At 29.4% G+C, this 26162-nt stretch carries 25 protein-coding genes and 1 pseudogene; 6 read left to right on the top strand and 20 right to left on the bottom strand.

Features of this window, described 5'->3' with window-relative positions; translation table 11 throughout:
• Positions 1 to 4 precede the first annotated feature (4 nt).
• From eutA to JJC01_17175, 16 genes and pseudogenes are all read right to left on the bottom strand, one after another.
• Positions 5 to 1438: an ethanolamine ammonia-lyase reactivating factor EutA gene (gene eutA / locus JJC01_17100; protein UDN57860.1), complete on the bottom strand. Its 1434-nt coding sequence runs from the start codon at positions 1436 to 1438 to the stop codon at positions 5 to 7.
• Positions 1439 to 1500: 62 nt separating this feature from the next.
• On the bottom strand, positions 1501 to 1953 hold the full coding sequence (gene eutP / locus JJC01_17105) for a EutP/PduV family microcompartment system protein (protein UDN57861.1): 453 nt from the start codon (positions 1951 to 1953) through the stop codon (positions 1501 to 1503).
• Position 1954: 1 nt separating this feature from the next.
• Positions 1955 to 2305: a BMC domain-containing protein gene (locus tag JJC01_17110; protein ID UDN57862.1), complete on the bottom strand. Its 351-nt coding sequence runs from the start codon at positions 2303 to 2305 to the stop codon at positions 1955 to 1957.
• Between the two features lie 27 nt (positions 2306 to 2332).
• On the bottom strand, positions 2333 to 3463 hold the full coding sequence (locus tag JJC01_17115; protein ID UDN57863.1) for an iron-containing alcohol dehydrogenase: 1131 nt from the start codon (positions 3461 to 3463) through the stop codon (positions 2333 to 2335).
• Between the two features lie 158 nt (positions 3464 to 3621).
• Positions 3622 to 4581, bottom strand: coding sequence for an agmatinase (gene speB / locus JJC01_17120; protein UDN57864.1), 960 nt, complete (start codon positions 4579 to 4581; stop codon positions 3622 to 3624).
• A 52-nt stretch (positions 4582 to 4633) separates the two neighbouring features.
• A complete protein-coding gene (gene eutH / locus JJC01_17125) occupies positions 4634 to 5842 on the bottom strand; it encodes an ethanolamine utilization protein EutH (protein ID UDN57865.1) in 1209 nt (402 codons plus the stop codon).
• A gap of 84 nt (positions 5843 to 5926) precedes the next feature.
• Positions 5927 to 6937: a phosphotransferase family protein gene (locus tag JJC01_17130; protein ID UDN57866.1), complete on the bottom strand. Its 1011-nt coding sequence runs from the start codon at positions 6935 to 6937 to the stop codon at positions 5927 to 5929.
• Between the two features lie 334 nt (positions 6938 to 7271).
• Complete coding sequence (locus JJC01_17135) at positions 7272 to 7454, bottom strand: hypothetical protein (GenBank protein ID UDN57867.1); 183 nt, start codon at positions 7452 to 7454, stop codon at positions 7272 to 7274.
• A gap of 187 nt (positions 7455 to 7641) precedes the next feature.
• Positions 7642 to 7947, bottom strand: coding sequence for a hypothetical protein (locus JJC01_17140; GenBank protein UDN57868.1), 306 nt, complete (start codon positions 7945 to 7947; stop codon positions 7642 to 7644).
• Positions 7948 to 8171: 224 nt separating this feature from the next.
• Positions 8172 to 8551: pseudogene (locus tag JJC01_17145) on the bottom strand (hypothetical protein).
• A 216-nt stretch (positions 8552 to 8767) separates the two neighbouring features.
• Complete coding sequence (locus tag JJC01_17150) at positions 8768 to 9376, bottom strand: class I SAM-dependent methyltransferase (protein UDN57869.1); 609 nt, start codon at positions 9374 to 9376, stop codon at positions 8768 to 8770.
• A gap of 447 nt (positions 9377 to 9823) precedes the next feature.
• Positions 9824 to 10606, bottom strand: a complete 783-nt coding sequence (locus tag JJC01_17155; GenBank protein ID UDN57870.1) for a helix-turn-helix transcriptional regulator — start codon at positions 10604 to 10606, stop codon at positions 9824 to 9826.
• Positions 10607 to 11002: 396 nt separating this feature from the next.
• Positions 11003 to 11446, bottom strand: coding sequence for a GNAT family N-acetyltransferase (locus JJC01_17160; GenBank protein UDN57871.1), 444 nt, complete (start codon positions 11444 to 11446; stop codon positions 11003 to 11005).
• A 234-nt stretch (positions 11447 to 11680) separates the two neighbouring features.
• Positions 11681 to 12565, bottom strand: coding sequence for a radical SAM protein (locus JJC01_17165; GenBank protein UDN60207.1), 885 nt, complete (start codon positions 12563 to 12565; stop codon positions 11681 to 11683).
• Between the two features lie 34 nt (positions 12566 to 12599).
• Complete coding sequence (locus JJC01_17170) at positions 12600 to 12809, bottom strand: DNA alkylation repair protein (protein UDN57872.1); 210 nt, start codon at positions 12807 to 12809, stop codon at positions 12600 to 12602.
• A 103-nt stretch (positions 12810 to 12912) separates the two neighbouring features.
• Entirely contained in the window at positions 12913 to 13449 is a 537-nt protein-coding gene (locus tag JJC01_17175) for a PadR family transcriptional regulator (protein UDN57873.1), read from the bottom strand.
• A gap of 124 nt (positions 13450 to 13573) precedes the next feature.
• On the opposite strand from JJC01_17175, the gene JJC01_17180 reads away from it, so the two are divergent.
• The 6 genes from JJC01_17180 to JJC01_17205 all read left to right on the top strand — a co-directional run bounded on the left by JJC01_17180 (position 13574) and on the right by JJC01_17205 (position 20946).
• A complete protein-coding gene (locus JJC01_17180) occupies positions 13574 to 14944 on the top strand; it encodes an MATE family efflux transporter (GenBank protein ID UDN57874.1) in 1371 nt (456 codons plus the stop codon).
• A 361-nt stretch (positions 14945 to 15305) separates the two neighbouring features.
• A complete protein-coding gene (locus JJC01_17185; GenBank protein ID UDN57875.1) occupies positions 15306 to 15983 on the top strand; it encodes a Crp/Fnr family transcriptional regulator in 678 nt (225 codons plus the stop codon).
• Positions 15984 to 16627: 644 nt separating this feature from the next.
• Entirely contained in the window at positions 16628 to 18040 is a 1413-nt protein-coding gene (locus JJC01_17190) for a DASS family sodium-coupled anion symporter (GenBank protein UDN57876.1), read from the top strand.
• Between the two features lie 36 nt (positions 18041 to 18076).
• Positions 18077 to 19216, top strand: a complete 1140-nt coding sequence (locus JJC01_17195; GenBank protein ID UDN57877.1) for an amidohydrolase family protein — start codon at positions 18077 to 18079, stop codon at positions 19214 to 19216.
• Positions 19217 to 19230: 14 nt separating this feature from the next.
• The gene (locus JJC01_17200) at positions 19231 to 20214 is read left to right on the top strand and encodes a hydroxyacid dehydrogenase (protein UDN57878.1); all 984 of its coding nucleotides are present in this window, start codon (positions 19231 to 19233) and stop codon (positions 20212 to 20214) included.
• 33 nt (positions 20215 to 20247) lie between these two features.
• A complete protein-coding gene (locus tag JJC01_17205) occupies positions 20248 to 20946 on the top strand; it encodes an RraA family protein (GenBank protein UDN57879.1) in 699 nt (232 codons plus the stop codon).
• A gap of 126 nt (positions 20947 to 21072) precedes the next feature.
• Here JJC01_17205 and JJC01_17210 read toward each other — a convergent pair whose 3' ends face one another.
• The 4 genes from JJC01_17210 to JJC01_17225 all read right to left on the bottom strand — a co-directional run bounded on the left by JJC01_17210 (position 21073) and on the right by JJC01_17225 (position 26124).
• The gene (locus JJC01_17210; protein UDN57880.1) at positions 21073 to 22962 is read right to left on the bottom strand and encodes a sigma 54-interacting transcriptional regulator; all 1890 of its coding nucleotides are present in this window, start codon (positions 22960 to 22962) and stop codon (positions 21073 to 21075) included.
• 813 nt (positions 22963 to 23775) lie between these two features.
• Positions 23776 to 24690, bottom strand: coding sequence for a hypothetical protein (locus JJC01_17215; protein ID UDN57881.1), 915 nt, complete (start codon positions 24688 to 24690; stop codon positions 23776 to 23778).
• On the bottom strand, positions 24677 to 25432 hold the full coding sequence (locus tag JJC01_17220) for an ATP-binding cassette domain-containing protein (protein ID UDN57882.1): 756 nt from the start codon (positions 25430 to 25432) through the stop codon (positions 24677 to 24679). The genes JJC01_17215 and JJC01_17220 overlap by 14 nt, the downstream gene beginning before the upstream one ends.
• Positions 25432 to 26124, bottom strand: coding sequence for a cobalamin biosynthesis protein P47K (locus tag JJC01_17225; GenBank protein ID UDN57883.1), 693 nt, complete (start codon positions 26122 to 26124; stop codon positions 25432 to 25434). The genes JJC01_17220 and JJC01_17225 overlap by 1 nt, the downstream gene beginning before the upstream one ends.
• Between the last annotated feature and the right edge of the window lie 38 nt (positions 26125 to 26162).

The following is a 26162-nucleotide window of genomic DNA, read 5'->3' on the forward strand; positions in this document are numbered from 1 at the left end:
TTTTTTAATTAAAAACTAATGTCTTTATTACTACAGGTAACACCTTACCTTCAGCTATTGGCTTTCCAATATCTATGTAGTCTCCATTTTCAACATTAATACTATCTATACAAATAATATCTTTTTTGTAATCTAAAACTGCACAAATAGATTGTCCTAATACTTTTGCCATGTCATTTTCTATAATTACTACAAATGGCAAGTCATTTTCTATAATTTCTTCCATACCACTCACTAATCCACGTGCATACTCTTGAATTTCTAAAAAGCTTGGATTTTTACTTCCTTCTATAGCGATAACAATTTTTTGTAAGTCATTTTCTAACTTAAACCAATTTAACTTATTTTTTATACTTTCACTTAATGCCTTTTCATTGCTAGTTTCTTCTTCTCGTGATAGTTTTAAAACAGGTAAGTTTTTAAGTGGAAAATCTTCACTTGTATAAGTTATAGTACTTCCACTTACTTCAGTAGTATGAGAACCAGCACCTACTACTGTAGCTCTAATAGTTTCTAATGGAATTATTACATTTATTTTTTTTAGTTCATCACAATTTTTTATCGCTTGCCCTAATAAAATACCTAAGTCTCCATATTTAAAATATTCATCTATTTTTTTATCATAGTAGATATAATCAGCGACCCCACCAGAAAAAGATATGTTATCTATCTTTTCACTTAAATTTATAGATTTATTAGTTACCATAAACTCAAATAGACTCGTTTTCTTTTTTATTCCTATACTTTGTAATATTAAATCAACCATTATATCTATTATTGGCTTTGTGTTTTCTATGGTTGCTATAGTTCCTATTTGAAGACCTAAATTATAATCTTTTATGATTTTTTCTATCTTAGGTGATATATAAGTTATTTTTTTACTATGCTTGTCTATTTTTATAAGTCTCCCACCTATATCTAGACAGCCAGTATCTAATACTTCACCTCTTTTAAATAAAGCTAAATTGCTAGTTCCTCCACCTACATCTAAATTTACAACATTAGTTGAATGATTTTTAGAATAAATATGGGCCCCTGCTCCTTTGCCAGATATGATACTTTCTAAATCTGGTCCTGCTGTTGCCACCACAAAGTCTCCTGCAAACCCACTTAAATTATGAAGTACATAATTTGCATTTTCTTTTCTTGCAGTTTCTCCAGTTATAATAACTGCACCTGTATGTATGTCTTCTTTAGATATATTTGCTTTTTTATATTCACTATCAACTATGTTTTTTATTTCATTTCCATTTATCTCATTGTTGGAGATAAGAGGTGTAAAGTATATTTCACTTTTATATACAATTTCTTTGTCTATTATACTTATCCTAGGTACTGAAAAACTAGATGCAGTGTTTTCAACTATCAATTTAGAAAATATTAGTTGAGTAGTACTTGTCCCAATATCTATCCCAACACTTAATAACTCTTCTCTCATTTTCTCACCTCATAATTTAAAAGTATTTCTTAAACAAAGAAGTTAGATTGTTCTATAGACTATCAATATTTTTCTTCCAATGAGCTTATCTCATTTAAATATTCAAATAATTCATCTATACCTACATCATCTATTGTGTCTACTTTAAATATTTTATTGACTCCTGCTAACGTTAATCTTTCTATTCCTAAATCTATTTGATTTTTATCTAATTTATTTATCTTAGTCATAATGCCTATAGTTTCTTTACAAAATATACTTGCAAAACCTGGTGCCATATAATTTTCTTCTTGAGTTGCATCATAAACTATAGCCACTACTTTAGCATCTACAGCTGTAGTTATTAAAGCATTATACAATGCTCTATTTTCCATATATTCACCTGGTGTATCTATTGCATTTTTATAAATTTCTATTGACTGTGTTTTCTTATATTTAATCTCTAGCTCATCTAGTTTTTGGCAAAGAGTCGTCTTTCCACTACTTGTTTTTCCCATAAAAATTATATTTTTCATTTTATGTCCTCGTTATCTTAGTTGATGAAAAATTCAACATCTCACCTAACACTTCTAATACTTCATTTAATGCAGATTCTACAGAACTCACATCTCCAGATATTACTAAAGACCCACTAAATCTATCTATAAATCCAAGCGTTATATCTGATGATTTTGTTGCTACATCTGCTGCTATTATTGAAGCTTCACTCGGTGTTATTGTAAGAATACCGATTGCATCTTTTCTATCTAGTATTAATCCTAACTTTTTGTATATATCCTCATTTGGATTAGCTATTATATGAGCAAGTGTTACTTGCTTTCCTGGAACATATTCTTGTATAATTCTTTGTTTAGTTTCTTCGTTCAATTTTGCCCCCTAATTTTTATCACATTTTTACTTAATTTTATTTAGTATTTCTATTATGTCTTCTTCTATGGGAACTTTAGGATTTGCACTAGTACATCCATCTTGAATAGCCAAAACTGCTATTTCACTCTGTAAATTACTTAGTTCTTCCAAATTTACATTGCATTCTCTCAATTTAGTTGGCATGTTTAATTCTTTTTGTAGTTTTTTTATTTCATTAATTAAACTCTTTACACCACTTCTTGTGTTTGAGCTACTAAGACCTATTAACTTTGATATTTGTGCATATTTTTTTGCTGATAATGAGTAGTATGTATTTGAATATCCTGTGATATTAGCATTGTATTCTATTATATATGGCAATAATATTGCATTTGCTCTTCCATGTGGTATATGAAACTTTCCACCTAGAACATGTGCTATGGAGTGATTTATTCCTAATGATGTTTGATTAAATGCCATTCCAGCTAGACAAGATGCATTATGCATTTTTTCTCTAGCCTCTAAATCGTTTCCATCCTTATATGCTTTCAATAAATATTCAAATACTAGTTTTATTGCCTTTTCAGCAAGTGCATCAGAAAAATCATTAGCATTTACTGATACATATGCTTCTAATGCATGTGTCAAAACATCCATTCCAGTATCTGCTGTTATAAAATCTGGCACTGTTTTAACCAACTCTGGGTCTAGTATTGCTATGTCTGGAATTAATTCATCTGACACTAGAGGATACTTTGCACCTTTTTGCTTATCTGTGATTACAGAAAATGATGTTACTTCTGAGCCAGTTCCACTTGTTGTTGGGATAGCAATAAATTCGATTTCATTAGTGCTTAAAATTTGCTTTGAAAAGTCCTTTATAGCTTTGGCTGCATCTATTGCAGAACCTCCACCTAAAGCTATTACTGTATCTGGCTTTATATTTTTTAATACTTCTATGCCTTGTACTACTGTATCTATAGGTGGGTCTGGTACTATATTACTAAATACTTCATATGTACTGTGTTTTAAATTTACTAAGATTTTATCTATAGTTTTTGATTTAACCATAAAAGGGTCTGTTATAACCAACACTTTTTTATCTTTTATCTCTTGTAAATATTCTAAAGAACCTACTCCAAATTTTACTTTGGTTTTTATTTCAAAATTATTCAATCTAATCTCCTCTTTTATAAAAACTTATTTAAAATTAAACAATTGTTAAGCAAAAGCCCCACAGAACAATCTATGGAGCTTTTATTAAGCTTTCAATATTTCGTTATGACATTATTTTAGTAAATATTGGATTTTAGTAAAGTCAAGAATCTTGTATATTAATACTTTATGTTATGCTTTTTCTTATAAGCTATATGAGATATAAATTCATACATTATACCCGCAGCTGTAAGTGAAGTAACATTTCCAGCATCATATTGTGGCGCAACTTCAACAAGGTCATAGCCTACTATATTTAACTCCTTTAATCCTCTTATTATTTCTAATGTTTGGGCAGATGAGAATCCGCCTATAACAGGAGTTCCTGTCCCTGGTGCATATGCTGGGTCAACAAAATCTATATCAAATGTAAGGAATGCTTTTGAATCACCAACACGTTGTTTAATTCTTTCTATTATTTCTTCTGTAGTCATCTTATGACATTCAACAGCTTTTAAAACTTCATACCCTAAATCAGTTGAGTGGTACTTATCTTCTTCACCATAATAACCTTCTCTTATTCCAACTTGAATTGATTTAGATGTATCAACAAGATTTTCTTTAGCAGCATGGTAGAAAGGTGTTCCATGACTATAAGGCTTTCCAAAATATTCTGCTATTGTATCATAATGAGAGTCAAAGTGTATTAAAGCAACTGGTCCATGAACCTTATGACAAGCTCTTAATTCTGGTAATGTTACACTATGGTCTCCTCCCATAGCTATTGGAACTACACCATTTTCAAAGATAGGTAACATCCCCTCTGTAATTACATCAAATGTATCTTCTACATATCCTGGTACAGAGCCTAAATCACCATAGTCTACCCCAGAACAATAGTCAAATATACCAACATCAAGAACTGGATTATATGGTTTACAACCTAGAACTGACATTTCTCTTATTGATGATGGACCAAATCTAGCACCAACTCTAAATGTAGCACATGAATCAAATGGTATACCAATAACAGCAAAATCTACATCGTCTGTTGTAACTACATTTTGTAATCTCATGAATGTTTTAATTCCTGCAAATCTAGGTGATTTTAAAGAATTTATTGTTTTATATTTAATCATAACTACTCCCCTTAATTTTCTTTGTTTTTGTTATTTTTTTATCAATTTTACTCTAAACTTCAGCTACCTCATCTTCTTTTTCCATCTTAAGAATGTATGGAACTGCAATTAATTTTGCAAATATTATACCTATTACTCCACCTACTATTTGACCAACAAGTATTGCAATAACCAAGTTTGGTTGGAAATTGACATTGAAAGCTATAAAATCTCCTAAAGAATATCCTGCACAAACTAAAAACGACATAGATATTACTTTACTTGTTGGTTTCATATCTTTGACTAGTCCAAAAATTGCGATACCATTTGCCATACATGCAACTAATCCAGCACTACCAGCACTATCTAGCCCAGCTATTGAACCAAGCTTTTCCAGTGGCTTTTTAAAATACTTACGTATAAGGTAAACCATTGGAAATGCTCCACAAAGCATCATTGCAATACTCCCTAGAAGCTCAATAGACCTAAACATTTCTTTCTCATCTGCAAACATTGGGTCAAATCCCCAACTTCCAAATACTTTAGTGAAAATACCTGTATAGTGTTCAACAATAGATGATACTACGACTATTATTAATATGCTTGTAAGACCTTTTCCAAAATACATGAATCCTTTTATCATTCCATTAGGGAACAATTTTAACCCTAATGCAAGCAACACACACACCACAACAATAGGAATTAGATTTTGGAAAATCATTAGCATACTTAAATTTAAAGTATAATTAGAATTTCCTACTGTAGAAAGTGTTGTACGTATTGTAGGATTTGTAAGTAATGCAACCATATATGACGTGAATACTCCAAAAGGTACTGATAAAAATCCAGACATAGCTCCTAAAGCTAGGTACTTGTAATCTTTTTTATCTAAAATTGAAAGTCCTATTGGAATATTAAATGCCACTGTCGATGCACACATAAATCCAACTGCTAATACTATCACTAATATTTCACTTGTTTTCCCAATTTCTATAGCTAAAGCATATGAACCGCAATCTGGTGGCATAATCATAGCTGCTGCTACCACTGGGTCTGCGCCAAACATACTAAACAACTTTCCAAATATTTTCTCTACCCCGACCTTTAGATACGGAACAGATACCATAAGACCTACTATTGGTATAAACATCGTTGCCATAGTATGTAAGCCTTCATCAAAAGATTTAGCTAGCTCCGATTCTTCTTTGAAAATCTTTGCTAAACCTCCAGCTACACAACAAGCCATGATGATATACAGTACTGAGTCTCCTAATAATTCCATACAGTATACCCCCTATGTACTAAAAACATTAATCAGCTCTTTATTACTTAATTTTTATTTAATATTTCTCATAATAAATACTTCTTATGCTAGTGGTTCTACAGATTCTGTAAAGTTAGGGTCATTTATTATATCTAAGTAATGTTCAAAGTTTTCATCCTTCATAAACTCTATACAATCAGCTGCACGAGTTCTTCCATATTCCCAATAGAAGTCATGGTCTTTACCATATGTTATTTGAACTAATGACCATAAAGACCAGTGTGCATTAACTAAAAACTTACTTGTAAGCAATCTTGCTCTTTGTTCTTCTGTTGGTTCTCCGCCAAAGTATGTTCTTACATAAAGCTCCTCTTTATCTTTTGGAAGAGGATTTTCTACACACACACATGCCATATCGTAAAATCTATCATTTGTTCCACCGTATTCCCAGTCTATTACACGCATAACTTTTCCATCATACATAAAGTTTTCTGCTAGTGTATCATTGTGACAAGGAACTAATTTTTGTGGATTATTTTGATAAGCAACTTCTATTATATTTACTTTTTCTGTTATGCTATCCCATCCATCATATCTCTTATCAAAACCATTTTCTTTAAGTATTTGTATGTACTCTTTCATCTTAGCTATTGGGTTAAATACACTTTTAAACTCCATTCCACTATCATGGTATTTTCTCATAATTTCTGCTGATTTCATGACTACATCTGAATTTTTTATAAAATCCTCTGCATGCATTGTATCTGATTTTATAAATTCACAAAGTTGTGAACCTGTTTTTGGGTCATAGTAATATATTTCTGGAGCTATTCCAAGACATGACATTAAAGAAGCATTGTGCTTTTCTGCTGGACGATTTATATATCCTGCTGTTCCTACTCCTGCTACACGCATTGCTATTTGAGTGCCATCTTCAATCTCAAGCTTAAAGTTTTTATTTGTAAGCCCGCCTGGCATTATTTCTATTTTGCTAAGTTCTTGGCTAAATGCTGTTTTTGTTAAATTGATTAACCTAAGGAAATCTTGAATTTCATAAGGTTGTATTACCTCTCCAAATACTGACATATTTTCTCTTATACTTTCATTTTTCATAATAGTTTCTCCTTTGTATGATTTGTTTTTGGTCAAAACTTTTTCTATTAAAAACCATTTTCCTTTGATTAGAATTCTATATCTTTGTGCAACACAAAGGTCAATACTATTTTTGTTTAATTTTTTGTTATAATGGATTTTTTTATATATTTTTGGGATTCTATCTCTATTTGTGGAAATAAAAAAACTTTTAAATAAAGTTATTTAAAAGTTTTTCATCATATTATTAAAATTATGTATACAAAAAATATTTATTATAGTATTGTTTTATTTATTCAATTTATAATTCTCTACTTTATGAACTTTATAAAATTGATAATTCTTTTGTCTATTTTTATTTATCAACCTTTATATTTCCATTTCGACTTTCCAGCTTAACTGTAACATTTTGTGCAACTCTAACACTTCCTTTTAGAATATTATCATTTATAGATAATTTGTCTTTGAATGATGTGGAAATAGCCCCATTAAAAGTATGAATAATACCAAACACCAAGAACTTAGTATCTAAAGCCACATTTTTACAACGAAAGACCCCTTCTTTTATACCCTGTTCTACAATTAGAATTTTATTAAAGCTATTGCACTAAAAAAAGAAACCACATTCTGTTTTTATATAGAATATAGTTTCTTGAACTTTAAATACTTAAAAGCAATATTTTATTTATTTTTTGAATTTTCTAATTTTATAGTAGACAAATTTATTAGTTAACTCTTAAATTTTTATCTTCTCTACAAAACTTTCTTCTTATTAAAAAATATGCAGAGATTACAACAAGCTCTATCGCTAAAAATATACCATAAGTAGCTATAGAATCTATGCTGTCTATACCATTTCTAAAGAAAACTAATGCTATTCCTGCTGCTATAATTCCTATAGCATTTTTACCTATAGCATTCTGACCAAAACCATAAAAAGAAGGGAAGTTTCCTTTTATCTCAACAAATGTCAAAATTAATCCAATTACTATAAACAATACTCCTACAACTTCCATAATCATACTAGCCATTTTACACCCTCCTTATTAGAGAATTAACCACTACTATAAAAATAGCTTGCTTTTATAATTACATTATATATTCAATTGGACATTTTTGGAAGTATTAGTTAAAAATAATTTTATATTCTATTTAAATATATCTTTTATATTAAAATCATCTCAATTTTTATATAAATATTAATCTAACCTTTATAGTTTTATAAATTAAAAAGGTTTAGCATAACCATCTCCTATTATAACTTGACCAATATTTTTAAGATGGATGGTAACAATAGCTCAATAACTCCAGTAATAATCAATGAAAATATTATTGATACCAAAAACGAAGTAGAAATCAAACTTTCTGCTTTTTTATGCTCTTTTGCCCCCAATTGCTTGCGAAAGTAAAATAGATATACCATTTGTAGCCCCAATAGCTATAGATGTCAGAGTTAAAATAATTGGCGTGGAAGTTGTAAGTACTGCCATAGCAGTCTCTCCTAATAAATTACCAATCCATATACTGTCTACTAGATTGTATGCCATGTTTAAAAACATAGCTACTATTAATGCAAAGACATCTTATTAGACATTTCTTTGTGTCCTCTGTGATAAAATCCATTTTTGTACTCATGTGTCCTCCTCTTTATGAATGAATTTCATTCACTAATTAATTTTAAAAAATACCTGAGATTTAAACAGGTTTGAGTTAAAAATTTACAAAATTATAAAGTATCATATTTTTTATTTTTTATACTTTTTTATTTTTTATACTTTTTTATTTTTTATGTTTTATTTTATGTAATTTTCTTTATATGTTTTTCTCTATGTGTTTTTCTTTTATACTTTCTTATTTTATGCTAGTCACAATATATGAAGTATGATTCACGCTCTTCCACACAATGTTTCTAAAATCTACAGCTAACAATTTACTTATTTCTTTTTCTGAGTACATTTTTACATCTCCATCTTTATTGTACTTCATAAAAATATTCATTATATGTCTAAATAAAAATGGTTGCCAGCAGTCACAAATTATTAGGGTTCCTTCTGGCTTTAATACCCTACAAACCTCTGACAATACCTTATCTGGTTTAGGATAATGATGAAAAGAATCATTACAATATACAACATCAAAAAATTCATTTTCAAATGGCAAATACTCTGAATCTCCTAAAACTAAGGTAGCATTCCCTTTTAGTTTATTTTTTGCTATATTTAGCATATTCTCAGAAATATCAATTCCATAAGCCTTCTTCCTACAATCTTCATTTAAAATAGCTTGCAATACTGCTCCTGTTCCACACCCTAAATCTAAAATAGTATCATATGAAATATCTGAAAGTGTTTTAAGTAAAACTGGATAAAGATTTCTTGCATGTTGTCCCTTTATATCTTGGTCATAGGTATCTGCTTGATTATTAAATGTTTTTCTTGATTTTTCTTTTATATTTGTCATATCTAAACCCCTCCTTTCTTGTATTGTTCACAGTATATCATGGGTAGTTCTTTATGTCAATGAATGATATTCATTCACTACTAATGTTAATATAACTATATTAAGTTCTCTATAGTTATATTAACATTCAATTTATACTATGTGTATTATGATTAAGTTATATTATGCATACGATTCTTAAATTATACTATGTGTATTATGTTTAAGTTCCATCATTCACATTTTTCTTAAATTATGCTATATATATTATTTTTATTTGGTCAATTTGACCTTTTAATATTTTTTCTTTCTTCTAACTTTTATAAAATAATACTAAAATAAAGTATCATAATAATTACTCATACTTATCATACATTTTGCTGTTTTATCGTGACCTTTTATCCTGTCTCTGTAAATTTCACAATTAATACCTTGCCCTAACTAGCTCCTACCTTTAAAAATTTACTTTTAGAACCTATCAATTTTATTCTTTAATTTTCTCTTTACTTTAAAGATAAATCGGTCACAATACTGTTCGTTTTTTACCAACAGCTCATATGCATCCATAATCCCAATGGATTGTACGAAACCAAAAATACCAACTGCCAATCCCAAAAATACAAGTAAATGATATTCTGCCCATTCAATGTACCCTCTAACTGTTACTGCGATAATAAGAATACCAACCACAAACAAAAATGTACTTGGGATAGCAACTAACTTATATTTTTTCTTGATTGAAATATATTCCTTTGATAATTCTTTCAAAAACTCATAATCAAATAACAGTGGCTCTTTTCTCAAGATTTTATAATCTTCTTGTTCTGCAAACATTCCAAGTATAACAGCACCAATACCTAAAACAACACAAACTGCAATTCCTAAAATACGCCAACTTGTATGAGTTGGAGACATTACATAAGGAATACCTGCTAATGCCCAAAACAAAAAACCTAACCCCAAATATTTGCATTCTCTTTTCTCATTGATAAGATAACCCCTTGCCACTTCCTTGCTTACATAATATCCCTTTTCATTTGCTCCTTTTATTGATTTCTCCTCTTTTAATAAAAAATCAGTTGATACTTCAAAAATATTAGATAGTAGTAAAAGTTTTTCTGTTTCTGGAAATCCCTGATTGTTTTCCCACTTACTAACCGCCTGTCTTGTTGTTCCAACTTGTTCTGCAAGTGCTTCCTGTGATAATCCTTTTTCTTTTCTTAACTTAAATAATTTTTCACCAAAATTCATATATTATTACCTCCTGTGATTTGATATCCAAATATTATCAAACTATACTGTTAAATTCTATATTTTAAGAAATGCACATTGTCAACTTTAAGTTGCACTCATGTAATTTGTTGCTAAAACATGATTTTGTAATAATTTTGCCTCTCTTTTTGTATTATAGCATCAATGGAAATCTAAATCCTTTCCTTTATATTTTGAAAGTAATATTTATCAAAATATGATTTTATTAAGTGTATAACCATTTGATTAACAATAGGTTTTTTGCAAACTATTCTCTAATATACTGTTTTATAGTAATAGAAAAGCACATCTTTTCAGACATGCTTTCTGCAACACTTTATCTACTTTATCACGATTCTTTATTTTATATATAACACTTTATCTTCTCATTAGCATCTAGAATTTATATTCTAAATACAGCATATCCACACACTGAGATTCCCCTTCAAAAATTGGCTCTGGATAATTATCTATAAAAAAGTTTTTAATCTTATGTGAATAAACAAATCCAAATTTCTCATAAAACGGGATTCCACTTTCAGCTGTACCCACAATCATTGATGAATACTGTTCACTATAAACATCTAAAATATGATTTATCATCTTTGATGCATAACCCCTATTTTGAAAATACTCATATGTAGCAATATTTTTTAATTCACAGGTTTCTTTAGAAATTTCAATTACAACTGCTATACAAGTAAGTTCATCATTATCATATAGAGCATACATAATGCCTTTATCAAGATACTTATCAATCATTACCTCATATGGGTCAGCCAGCAATAAAAGGTCAATATGACCTTTTTTATTTTCATCTATAGTTTTTATTTCTATCATATATATCCCCCCTTCCTTTTAACATATATTTCCTTTATGTATTTAATACACTTCACTATCCTTTACATATTTGATACACTTAACTAAATGATAATACAATTGAAACATTGAATAATTATTACTATCTAATTTCATTGTATTTATTGTTTTTTAGTTTTTACTTTTTACTTTTTGCTATTTAATTTATAATAGAATAAATTTTTAGAAGAATGAATAGTAATTGCAACTTATAGCTTAAAAAAACTTTAATTGCATATCTGATTTCTTATACGCTTCTATAATATCTTTCATCTCTGTCAAAATACCATAACGAGCACATTCTTTTTTTAGCACTTGTTCACATCTCTTTCCATTCAAGCTAGGACATACATAATTTAAGCCATACGTTTTTTGATACTGAAATACTAGTTTTGGTGATATATTCTTTAAATGCTTATAAAAAAATTCTCTCTGACCATTACGCATTGTCATTCCATACATACAATAGATAAACTTTGCATTAGCCTTATGTGCTTTTTCAACAATTGCTCTTATTTCATTCTCATTGTCAGTCAAAAATGGTATCAAAGGTGTCAATAATATACCACAAAATATTCCAGCATCATTGAGCTGTTTTACTGCTTCAAATCGTTCAGAACTTAGACTCACATTAGGCTCGATTTTCTTTGCTAACTCATCATTTGCAGTGGTTATAGTAACTTTGACAATAGTAGAATTGTTTCTTGTTATTTCCTTCAAAATTGGTATATCTCTAACTACCAAACTACTTTTTGTATCAATAGATACTCCAAAATGATTTTCTGAAATTAAATTCAAGGCTTGTTGAGTAATGCAAAGGTCTTTTTCAAAAGGATTGTATGTGTCAGACATAGCTCCAATACCAACAACTCCTTTTTTTCTCTTTGAACGTAGCTCCTTTTTTAGAGTTTCTATCACATTTTCCTTATATCTCACTTGGTCAAAATTTTCTATGTTGTATACTGTGCTACGACTGTCACAATAAATACAACCATGAGGACAACCACGATAGAGATTCATATTATAATCAATCCCAAACCATCTTGAGTTGTCAAATTTAACTTTCTGTAAAATTTGTTTTGCTGGTATGCTTTTAATCATTATCTTATCCCTAATTCCATCATATAATTTTTTGTTATCCATTGGGATATCTTGTAATCAATACAAATCCTACTCTTTTCAAGAAAATACTATTACACTTTGTCCATCTTGTTATAAGTGGCTGTACATAAGGAGTATTTTCAAATAAGTTTTGGCAGGATAAATCGTAAATATCCAATGAATAAAATTCAGATGACCATTTTCTAATTTGTTTCTTAATTGCTTGTAGTAGGTCATCAATCATTTTAGTCAAAATCCTAGCTTCATAATATCCATTTTACCACAATGAGATTGCTAATTCATGATGACCTTTATATTACTTTGCAATCTCTCTTAGATGAGTGAGGTTAACCTCTTTCACTGTCAACATCTAGAATAGCCTTTAGAGAATTCACCCATGTTTCTAATGTTTGAGCTAATACCAATTGCTGGTCTAAAATAGCCTTACCTGTTTCTGGTACATTCGATTTTGTGTTTATATTTTCCTCTATATACGACTTCAATACTTGTATATTTTCTTCAATACTATTAAGACACAACTTTTGCTTTTCTGGTGTAAGACTGTATAAATTTACTATTACAGCATTGAAATCCAGAAAAATATTTACTGGCTTTGAAGCTGTATCAAACATTAAGTCTAAAAAATGTTTTTCACCCAATTCTGTTAAAGAGTAAATTGCTTTTTCTGGCATTCTCCCCTCTCTTACAATTGTGCTTTGGATATAACCTTTTTCTTCTAATTGAATTACCTTCTTATAAATTGATGGTGTACTGATTTTAACCCAGCGTGATATATTTCTATATTCCACCACTTTTTGAATATCATAAGCACTCTGAGGCTGTTGCTTTACTATACCCAGTACAATTAAATCTATCGTTGCCATAAAAATTCTCCTCTCGTTTTCTCTCTATTGACAAATACTATAATTTATAGTAGCATTTTCTTTATTACTATAATTTATAGTAATATATTTTAGAGCTAATGTCAATAGAAAGGGAGTGTTTAGCATGAAAGAAATCAACAAAAAAATTGAATTATTAGGGTCTGCCCCAATACCAAAAGCCTTGTTATCTATGGGATTACCTACTATGATAGGTATGATGATAACTGCATTGTACAATTTGGTAGATGCATACTTTGTAGGTGGTCTTGGAACAAGTCAAATGGGTGCTATATCCGTTGCATTTCCACTAGGTCAGATTATTGTGGGATTAGGATTATTATTTGGAAATGGAGCTGCTTCCTACATTGCCAGACTCCTAGGTCATGGAGATAAGGAAAAAGCAGGCAAAGTTGCTAGTACAGCTATTTACAGCAGTATAATAGTTGGTATATTATTTATTATTGTCATTATGATTCTTCTCAATCCTGTTTTAAAATTATTAGGAGCTACAAAAAGTATTATGCCTTATGCAATGTCTTATGCTAGTATCTATGTCGTATCATCTATTTTTAATGTATTTAATGTCACTATGACTAATATTGTCACAAGTGAAGGAGCTGCTAAAACAACCATGTGCGCTATGCTATTAGGTGCATTGCTTAATATAGTTTTAGACCCAATATTCATTTATACCTTTGGCATGGGTGTAAAAGGGGCTTCCATTGCAACTGCTCTTTCTCAGATGATTTCAACACTTGTTTATATCAGGTACATTTTTAGCAAGAAAAGTATGTTTAGTTTTAGAATTAAAGAATGTTGTTTTTCAAATGAAATCATGTCAGAAATTTTAAAGATTGGTGTACCTACTTTAATATTCCAGTTATTGACTAGTCTCGCTATCACATTAACTAATATGGAAGCTACAAAATATGGTGACTCTGTGATAGCTGGAATGGGTGCAGTAACACGAATAATGTCTTTGGGAAGTCTTATCGTATTTGGGTTTATAAAAGGCTTCCAACCAATTGCTGGTTATAATTTTGGCTCAAAGAACTATGATAGATTACACCAAGCAATAAAAACATCTATAGCATGGACTACTCTATTTTGTGTAGTACTTGGTCTTGTAATGGTGTTTTTTCCAACAGCTATAATTTCACAATTTACAAGTGGTGATGTGTTATTAATTGAAAATGGTAGTAAGGCTCTTAGAGCAAATGGATTTTCATTTATGTTATTTGGTTTTTATACAGTATATTCTACATTGTTCCTTGCACTAGGAAAAGCAAAGGAAGGTGGGTTACTGGGTATGTGTAGACAAGGTATATGTTTTATTCCTATAATCTTGATTATTCCTATATTTTGGGGATTAAATGGTATTTTATATGCACAACCAATAGCTGATTTTGCTGCTGCAATAATCGCAGGTTTTATGGCAATAAAACTACATAAAGAGCTTCATACTTTAAAAATAAATTCTATTTCTTCTAAGTAAATATACTTCAAGATATGTTCTAGTTATACAAATCTAATATATATATTAGTTATACAAATCTACCATCAGAAAAGATATAAAATTATTTCATGCATTTTGTAGGCTCAAAGAATTGTATGATAAATTCATTATCAAACAGCTCTTTCAGCTTACAAGATATGTATATTATAATTCATTAATTTACATGCTTAATATGACTTAATCTACTTACAAATAGGCAATAATATATATTAACATATATTTTCTACACAAATCATACTATTAATATACAATTGAATAATCCTTTTTCACAAACTACTTGTTATTTTATCTATTCACTTGTATTATTGGATTATAATTATTTTAGGAAAGGAATCACTATATGCTTTCACAAAACGATATTGATATACTTACACAAAGTTTATCTTTTTGGGATAAACTCACTGACTCACAAAAAAGCTTATTAATCTCTTCAGCCAATATATCCCACTTTAAAAAAGGAAACTCAATTCATTGTGGTGATAGTGATTGTATTGGTATTTTGATTATAAAGTCTGGAACAATACGTACATACATACTTTCAGATGAAGGGCGTGAGGTGACACTTTTCCGTCTTGATAATGGTGATGTATGTATCTTATCAGCATCATGCATTCTAAACACAATAACTTTTGATGTATATGTGGATGCTGAGACAGATTGCGATATTATACAAATTAGTTCTTCTGTTTTCTCAAAATTGTCTACAGAAAATATTCACGCAGAATTGTTCTCATATAAGCTAGCCACTGAACGTTTTTCTGATGTTATGTGGGCAATGCAACAAATCCTTTTTATGAGTTTTGATAAGCGTTTGGCATCTTTTTTAGTTGATGAAATAACTAAAAACAATAATACTACTATAAATATGACTCATGAGCAAATTGCTAAGTATATGGGAAGTGCTAGAGAAGTTGTGTCTAGAATGTTGAAATATTTTGCTAGAGAAGGTCTTGTATCTCTATCTCGTGGTGGTGTAAAAGTATTGGATAAAGATAGACTTCGTTCTTTAACATTATAAGGAGATGTTTCAAAATAAGAATTTGAATCATCTCCTTTTTATCTCCTTTTCATCTCTTTCTTCAACTTCTTCTTTAAAATTTCCACTTTTATTCATAATGTAAGTACCCTTTTTTATTCTATCGATTCTTCATTAATTTAATCTTATTCTCCATATAATTGCCTTCCACTTTTATAAATACTCATAAATTTAATTTGAACTTTTATTTGCTAATAAAATAGCTTAGTTTTACTTCTATTAGTAATATGAAATAAGTTTAAATTTTTTTTAAAGTTTACTCTTATGATTAGTATAACTTACCTGCGACTTTACCTGAAACTTCTCTATCCATTTCATCAAGAATATAAGAATATATATCTTTTATTGTTATGTTAACAATTCAAACACTATATTTCAATCGGAAATATTGCATTTCAAATTGAAATATTATATTTCTATTTGAAATATAATATAAAGAAATATAATGTTATTTTATCAAACTAGAAAAAAATATTTTAATAAAATTGTATCAAAGTAATTTGATTAACAGTTAAATTACAATAAATCACATAAAAAAACAAATAAAATATTATTAATCTAAAAAGTTGGCATATTTCGTGCTTTTATAATTTAGTATAAATCTAAAATTAAATAAGGAGAAGAAAATGAATAAAAAACAGTTGATGAAATTCTTACTTGTTGCAGCTATACCAATAATTATATGGAATTTACCTGCACCACAAGGATTAAAAAAAGAAACTTGGGATATTGTTGCTTTATATCTAGGTTTACTAGCAGGTCTTATTATTAAACCATTTAAAGAACCAATCATTACTTTAATCATTGTAGGTGTAGCACTTATGTTTATGGATGAGTCAATACTACTTCATGGATATTCAGATAAGATGACTTGGTTTTTAGTTGTTGTAACTATTGTCTGTACAGCTTTTGTAAAGACAGGATTAGGAAAACGTATGGCATACAACCTTTTGCTAAGAGCAGGAGATTCTACCTTAGGACTTGGATACCTAATGATGATAAGTGATTTAATACTTAGCCCTGCTACAGGTTCAAATTCATCTAGAACAACTATTATCTACCCTATATTTAGAAATATAGCAGAAGGTGCAGGTTCTAAACCTGATGATGAACCTAAAAAATTAGGTGCATATTTAACAGTATTAACATATGTAGTATCTCAAGGAACAGCAGCATTATTTTTGACAGGTATGGCAACCAATGCGATAACAGTTTCTTTGGCAGCAAGTATGTTAGGTGTTAACTTAACTTGGGGAACTTGGTTTATGGCATCAATCGTACCAGCAGGTTTATTCTTACTAGTAGCACCACTTATAGTATATAAGATATACAAACCAGGTTTAACTCATTTAACAGATATTAAACCACAGATAAGAAAAGATTTGGAATCATTAGGTGCTATTACAAAACATGAAAAGGTACTAGTTGTATTCTTTATTCTTGCAATTCTTGGATGGATGTTTGGTGAAAAAATACCTTTTGTAAACTTAAATATGCAAGTAGTAGGATTTGTATTCTTAGCATTAGTTCTTATAGCAGGCATTTTAGATTGGGATGATGTTATTGGTGCTAAAGGAGCATGGAATATATTTATATGGTATGGTGCATTTTATGGTATTGCTGGCTCATTAGCTGATGCAGGTTTTTACACTTGGTTAGCTGATAAATTAGGTACAGTATTAAATCTATCAGATGTAAATGGATTATTAGTTACAATAGTACTATTGTTAGTGAGTTTGGCAGTTAGATACTTCTTTGTATCAAACAGTGCATTTGTAGCATCTTTTTATCCTGTACTATTTGCAATAGTTTTATCTACTAAGGCAAATCCGATGGTAGTTACATTATTACTAGCATTCTTTGCAAGTTATGGAGCTTTATTGACTCATTATGGAAATGGAGCTGGTCTTATAGCCTTTGCATCAGGATATGTATCTCAAAAAGATTTCTGGAAAGTAGGCACTATCATGGTAATGGTTGCATTAGCAATATTCTTAGTAATAGGCTTACCTTACTGGAAAATAATTGGATTATGGTAAGTACACATTAAATTTATATATTGGAGATGAATAATTATGCTAGATTTACTTATTGTAAATGGACACGTAATAGACCCTAAAAATAATGTAAATGGCAATAAAACAATTGCTATATACAATGGAAAAGTAACTGAATATAAACATGGTGATAAGGCAAAACACACAATAGATGCAAGAGGTAAATTTGTTTTTCCAGGGCTGATTGATGCACATGCTCATATGTTTGCAGATGGAACTGAAATTGGTATATATCCAGATAGCACATATCTTCCAACAGGCGTTACTAGTGCAATTGATTGTTCAGCAGGAGTAGCAAACTACCAACTCTTTAAATCTTCAATTGTGGCTAGAAGTAAAGTAAATATAAAAAGTTTCTTACAAGTTTGTTCAGCGGGATTAGTAACTACTAGCTATCATGAATGTATTGACCCAAAGTATTTCAATCATGAAAAAATAGAACGAATATACAATGAAAATAAAGATAATATATTAGGTCTAAAAATAAGATTAAGTGAAAATTTAGTAGAAGGTCTAGGAATAGAGCCATTAAAGGAGACTATTAAAATAGCTGAAAAAATAGGATGCCCTGTTGAGGTGCATTGTACAAATTTACCAGTTCCTACAGAGGATGTGTTAAATATCTTAAGACCAGGAGATATATTTGAACATGTATATCAAGGTGTTCAAAACACTATCCTCGACTCAAATGGCAATTTATACGAATGTGTAAAGAAAGCAAGAGAAAGAGGAATCATATTTGATACAGGAGAAGGTAGAAAACATGGTGATTTTGAAGTCATGCAAAAAGCAAAAGAACAAGGATTTATAGCTGATATTTGTAGTACAGATTTGGTATTGGAAAGCATGTTTAGAAGACCTATATTCTCTCTACCAAATCTTATGTCTAGATACATATGTATGGGAATAAGTCTATATGATGTTGTAAAAATGACAACACAAAATCCAGCTAAACTTATGAAAATGGAAAATCAGATAGGATGTCTATCAGAAGGTGCAAATGCAGATGTAGCAATATTTGACATTATGGATGTTAAACAAACTTATACAGATTGGAAAGGTAGTAAATTCGAGGCAGATAAATTATTAAAAACAGAAATGACAATTAAAAATGGATTTATAGTATATTGTGCCCCAGATTACATATATGAAAATTAATTAGGAGGAAAAAAATGGGTTGGAAAATATTATTACCACAAGAAATAATGCAAGAGGGAAGAGATTACTTAGAAAGTAGAGGACATGAACTGATAACTGGTTCAGGCATGGAGACTAAAGATATAATAAATGATATAAAAGGTATTGATGCAATTATAGTTAGGTTATCTAAAATAACAAGAGAGGTATTTGAAGCTGCTGATAACTTAAAAGTAATAGTACGTCATGGAGCAGGATTTGATACTGTAGATTTAGATGCAGCAAAAGAATTTGGTGTTCAAGTATTGTATTGTCCAGTAGCAAATAGTACTTCTGTTGCAGAAGTAACACTAATGTATATGTTATACTGCTCTAGAAATTATACAAAAGTAAGAAAAAGTTTTATAGATGACTATTATAAAGCTAAGCTGAGAACTCCTAAATGTGAGCTTGATGGAAAAACTGTAGGAATTATTGGATGTGGAAACATAGGTTCAAGAGTTGCTAAGATGTGTATGGATGGATTCAATATGAAAGTGGTTGCATATGACCCATATAAACCATCTAAAGACTTCCCACAAGGTGTAGAAGTAACTAGAGATATAAGCAAAATATATAAAGAAAGTGATTTTGTTTCTGTTCACTGTCCAACAACTTCTGTCACTAAACATTTTATAGGAAAAGAACAGTTTAGTATGATGAAAGAAACAGCATTTTTTATAAATGCAGCAAGAGGAAGTGTTGTAGATGAACAAGCTTTATATGAAGCATGTAGAGATAATATTATAGCAGGTGCTGGCTTAGATGTATTACAACAAGAGCCAGTAGATTCTAAAAACCCTATATTGTATTTAGATAATGTTGTGGTATCTCCTCATATAGGAGCAGCAACTAAAGAAGCTACTAATAGAGCCTCTTTACACTCTGCAATTGGAGTTAATGAGGTATTTGAAGGTAAAAACCCTACTTGGCCAGTAAAATCAATAGATTGGGACAATGCAACGATATACAATGATTAGTAAACAATAAACACTTATTAGGAGGAACTTAAAATGACAATAGGAAATAGAGTATATTTAAAAAGAGATTTACCAGATAAAGAACTTGTAAAAAGATTTAGTGTATTACCAGCAGCTAATGTAGGAGATTGTATGTATAGGTCAAGTGCATTAAGTTCAGAAATAAAGTTAATGTCTTCACCAAAAAACAAAATGTGTGGAGTTGCGTTAACAGTAAAATCAAGACCAGGAGATAATTTAATGCTTCATCAAGCTCTTAATATAGCTCAAGAAGGCGATGTAATAATACTATCTAATAATGGAGATAGAACACAAGCCATCATGGGAGAAATCATGTACAAATATCTTGCAGATTTCAAAAAAGTATCAGGAATTGTAATAGATGGTCCAATAAGAGATATTGATGTTATATCAAAGTCTAGTTGTCCAATATATGCTACAGGAACTACTCCAGGTGGCCCATATAAAGAAGGTCCTGGTGAAGTGAATGTACCTATATCTATAGGAGGAATTGCTGTTAATCCAGGAGATATAATATTAGGAGACAAAGATGGTGTAATCGTAATCCCTAAAAATGATGCAGTAGACCTTATTGATAAAGCAGAAGCAAATGCTAAACAAGACCATGATAAAGTGGTAAAGGCTTCTGAAGGAACTGCAAATAGAGAATGGGTAAATGAAACATTAGAAAAAAAAGGTGTACAAATTATAGATGATGTTTACAGAGTTTAGTAATAAATGACTTCTACTCTATGTATATAAAATATTTATATATAAAAATTTTAAAATAACAGGTGCTGTTACATAACGATTCTAAATTGTTATGTAACAGCCTCTTTTATTTTATTCAATAAATATTTAATCTGAAAGTTGATACTTTTTAAGTTTACGCCAAAGAGTAGTAGTACTGATACCCAACTGACTTGCAGTAACAGATTTTACTCCATTATTTTTCTCTAACGTCTCAAGAATTAATTTTTTTTCATAATCTACGATTTTATTCTCTTCCAAAATAGGAGAATAATCTATTGTAGTAGTTAAACTTATATCCTTTCGAAAATGTGGCTCAGAAGTTAAAATTTCAGAAACTAAGTACTCATCTATAAAATTATCATCACACATAACTACTAGTCTTTCTACTATATTTTTTAATTGTCTTATATTACCAGGAAAGTCATATCTACTTAAAATTTTAAGTGCAGAATCAGATATTGACACTGGTTTGTTATAATGAGATATAATAGCATATGTAAGTTGTTCGATATCTTCTTTTCGCTCTCTAAGAGGAGGTAAATCTAACTTCAACACACAAAGTCTGTAAAATAAATCTTCTCTAAAATTATTATTATCAATCTGCTCCACTAAATCTTTATTAGTAGCTGTTATAACTCTTACATTAATAGGTACAACTTTAGTATCCCCTATTCTAGTTACTTCCCTCTCCTGTAATACTCTAAGTAGTTTGACTTGAACATCTTTAGAAATTTCTCCAATTTCATCTAAAAATATAGTCCCATTATGTGCCAATTCAAAGACACCTGCTTTCCCTTCATTTCTAGCACCTGTAAAAGCTCCCTTTACATATCCGAATAATTCACTTTCAAGTATATTTTCAGGTATAGCTGCACAGTTTATAGCCACAAAAGGTCCATTAAATCTATTGCTATAGTTATGAATACTTTGAGCAAATATTTCTTTTCCAGTACCAGATTCACCAGTAATTATGATTGTAGAATTAGATTTAGCAAATTTCTTAGCCATGTTTACCGAGTGCATTAATGCATCACTTGAACCCAATATATCGTTAAAATTGTTCTTTGCACAATGAGATTTTGAAATTAAACTCTCTCTTATTTCTTTTTCTGTTGATTGAATATTTTCGATATCTTGTATGGTTGCAACACATCCAAAATGCAAACTATCAATTATAATCGGGAAACAATCAAATGTAAGGGAAGAACCTTTAAAATTAATTATATTGTTACATAGAGAGTGCCCATTTTTTAGTGAATCTGAAATATCACCAGAAGTTAAATAATCTTTTATAAATTTATCAACTTGGTTAAATAGTAACCTTTTTGCTTGATTATTTATAAAAAGTGGTGAGTGATTTTTATCAATGGCAATTATACCACTATGTGTACATTCTAGAATTTCTTCTGTAATAGAGTTATTTATTCTCTTTTCAATTCCTATGTTATATAGATGAATTGCTTCATTGATAGACGCATGAATAGAAGACTTTTCAACTTCAGTCTCTATACAGAGTTTATTGTATTTAGAGGTGATTTCTTTTGTTGTTTTACCACCTATGAAAATCTCAGTGCCATTATCAATTAATTCTTTTATTGTATCTTCAAATTCAGAAAGAGAATTTAACTTAGGTATTTCTAAATCAAAATTGGAGATTTCTTTAAATCGTTTAGCAGTTTTATATGATGATTCTAAACCTATAAATCCTATTTTTGAAGAATACTTAAGTGCTTTTTTATATGAATAAAATATGTCTTCGTATTTGTATCCAACATCCACTATAGGAATTGAGACATGTTTACGCAATAAATCAACATTTTGTCCACGAGTAATTATTACTTTAGTGCCTAAGTTAATTATGTTATCTGCTAGTTCTATAGTTTCTTTACCTGTAGCAATGTATGATGGAATTTTTATATGTAATTCTTCAAGTACTTCATATACAGTATCTGAAAATAACTTAGAGGGAGCAATGACTACTATCTCATTTTTCATATCATAAAACCTCCTTTTGTTAGTCTATTTTTTATATTATTTTTTCACACAAAATAATGTCTTCAGAGTGACACTCAATTTTCTACTCACAGGATTTTAAAAATATTCACCTCAGAATTACTTTACTATTTACTTTTGCAGTAATTTTCTCAATTGAAATTGTTTTTCTTTCAAAATCTACATTCTCCCATGACGGACGTAATATTTTGGATGTTCTCATACCCAGACTAATATTTAAGTTTATGTGAAGTTCTAATTCAGTATCTTTGCATACTTCTAATAGTTTTATTATTTACTCTTCATCATAATTTTTATTTTAAATTTGTTTTGATTTAACTAAATCTACTCCTTTAGTTGAATTCTTATCATTTTTAAATCAAAAGCACTTTTAAATACAAGTTTCATTATATGGATGTAAATTTTTAATGACTTGGAACTTAGTATATCTGATAAATTATTCACATAACGATATATATGTATTGTATCAATATCTTATACTCTCATTTTACCATGATAAAAGGTGATGTCTCAAAATAAAAATTTGAATCTTCTTCTTTTTTTATATAAAAACAGAAAAGGAGTTCCTAAGAACCCCTAATCTATATGATAATTGCTCTGTTAAAAAACAAAACTCACATTATAATTATATCGACTATGAATATTATAATTAATCGACAGTACCATTAGACATTGAAACAATTCTCCTCTAAGATGATTCAATAAGATTACTTAGCCTAATTATATATATCCATAAATATAAAATACTATTAGTCACAAACAATAACATACAAACAATAAGTAAAAATAAATATATTATATATACATATTATAAACCTCAAAAAATTCTTCAGTCGTAACTGTATCTAACCATTTTTTAGAAGGATATAAAAACTTATACTGATTATCTTTAATAAGACTATCATCTATAGTATCATAGATGCAAGATAGTAATGATGCAGACTTCACAAAAGAATTACAAAACTCCTTAGATACAAGAGATTTTAATACCTCTAACATAGTCTTTTCGTCTAATGATTTACTTGCAGTAATATAAGATGGCAATGCTATAGCCCCATCATCAGGATATGACATAAATAAATCTTCATTATTAGCACGCTTTGCATATATACTAGGAGTTATAGCTAATCTATCCGAACCATTTTTTACATCATTAAATGATTGTATTGGCATATCTAGTATAGTTGAATTGGACAAAAATCTCTCTACATACTCTTTTCCATACCTACTCCAAATGGCTTTAACAACAGATTTCGCACCAGAGTTATTTATACCACCAATGACAGTTTTTGTATCAGTGTCAATTACGTTTTTTATAGAATCTATCAAACCCTTGTAATTCTGGTTATAAGAAAATACTAATGGTATAACTAAAAATGGAAGTAATCTTTCATCAAAATATATAGATGATGATTTAATCTCACTCTTAATATTGAAATAATTCGATAATGGATATAAGTTACTTGAAAACTTTGAATAGATATTCTTGTCTTCATACACTTCTAAATCTGTAGAAACTATAATATCTGGAATTAAAGCGTCTGTTTTTTTTAAATATTCATTAAGTTTGTAAGGATAACCTATACCAAAATAAGTTACCTCTAAATTAATATCCTTCTCTTTTAAAGACATAATTAAATTATCTAAATAGTTTTTCTCATATTTATGAAGTATACAAATATTGCTCCAATACAACCTAACATTTTTCATGAAGAGTCTCTCCTTTTCTTAATTTATATTGACATTCTAGTTGAAATTCATATATATCTTTAAGTTTGCCTAAGATTTCTTTTTCTTCGTTAGTCTTATTGATTACTTTGAAGATTGAACCATTTTTCATTATTATACGCTTCTCTGCTATAAGTGCTGTATGAGGGTCATGAGTAACTATAAAAATCAGTTTATCACTTTTCAATAAGATATCTAAAGCAACATTTTTATTTATTCCAGCATTCTCTATTTCATCTATCAAAACAATAGGATTATTTGAAATGAAAGCAACATCTGCAATCATTAAGGCACGTGTCTGTCCCCCACTCAATGATGTAAGGTCTTGAGATAGGGAAATAGGTTCTGCTGTTATGGAATTTGCTACATCTAATACTTCTTTTATTGAGACAGAAGTATTGTTTTTACATTCTTTATGTATAACTAAAAATTCCTCGACTGTAGAATCAAGAACAAACCTCATATTTTGGCTAAGATGAGAAATGAGATTTGTAGAAAATTTATTTCTTTCCTCAATAGCAACTTCCATATTATCAATGACTACTTTTCGATTAGTCAAAGAATCTTTATTGACAAACTGCTCTATATCTTTGATTAACCTGCTTTTACCAGAACCAGTATTACCTACAATGGAATAAATATGACCTCTATAAAAAGTTAGAGATTCAAAGTTCTCTGTATTACCAAGTTTGTTTTTTCCAGGATATATGGTTATACTTTTCATTAAAATTCACCTCTAAAATTCATTTTAGAAACTATGCCTTGTTGGAATTCATCACCAATTCTACATTCTCCAATACAATAAGAACACACCCCACTTGGCATTGTATGTCTCAATAAATGTTCGTCATTGTTTAGAATATTAGCATTGTTTATATAGTTTGAAATTAGCTCTACACCAAAACCAACTAATCCATCTATAAAGAATATATTAGAATTAGGATTTATTTTTTTTATATTGAATGATATTATCTCTCTTTCTGCTTGTGATACCATGTCTATTTTACTTAGAACTATGGCATCACTTTCACTTAACATAGGACCTAGTTTTTGAGGAGTCTTAAAGCTAGATGTACAATCACATACACATATGTGTAGTGTTTTATTTGTTGCAGGTGAACACCTATTGCAAAGCCCAGCAGTTTCTATTAGTAAAATATCGCTACTTTTATTTTTAGCCCAAAGTATAAGTTCGTTTATGTTTGATATAAGAAAATGGTCTGGACATATGTCTTTACTAAGTCCAATAATATAAGGTATATTCAATTTCTTATATATTAAATCATCATCAGTAGCTAGACAATCTATCTTACATATTGAAGGGTTAAGCCCATTAGACTTAAGATATGGAATTAAATGTTTTATTAAAGCGGTCTTCCCTACAGAGGATGACCCAGAAATTAATATAGTTTTCATGGCTTATGTAAAGTCTCCTTTCATATTTTGTTAAGAGA

This window comes from Clostridioides sp. ES-S-0010-02 (genome assembly GCA_020641055.1).
Lineage (GTDB): Bacteria > Bacillota > Clostridia > Peptostreptococcales > Peptostreptococcaceae > Clostridioides.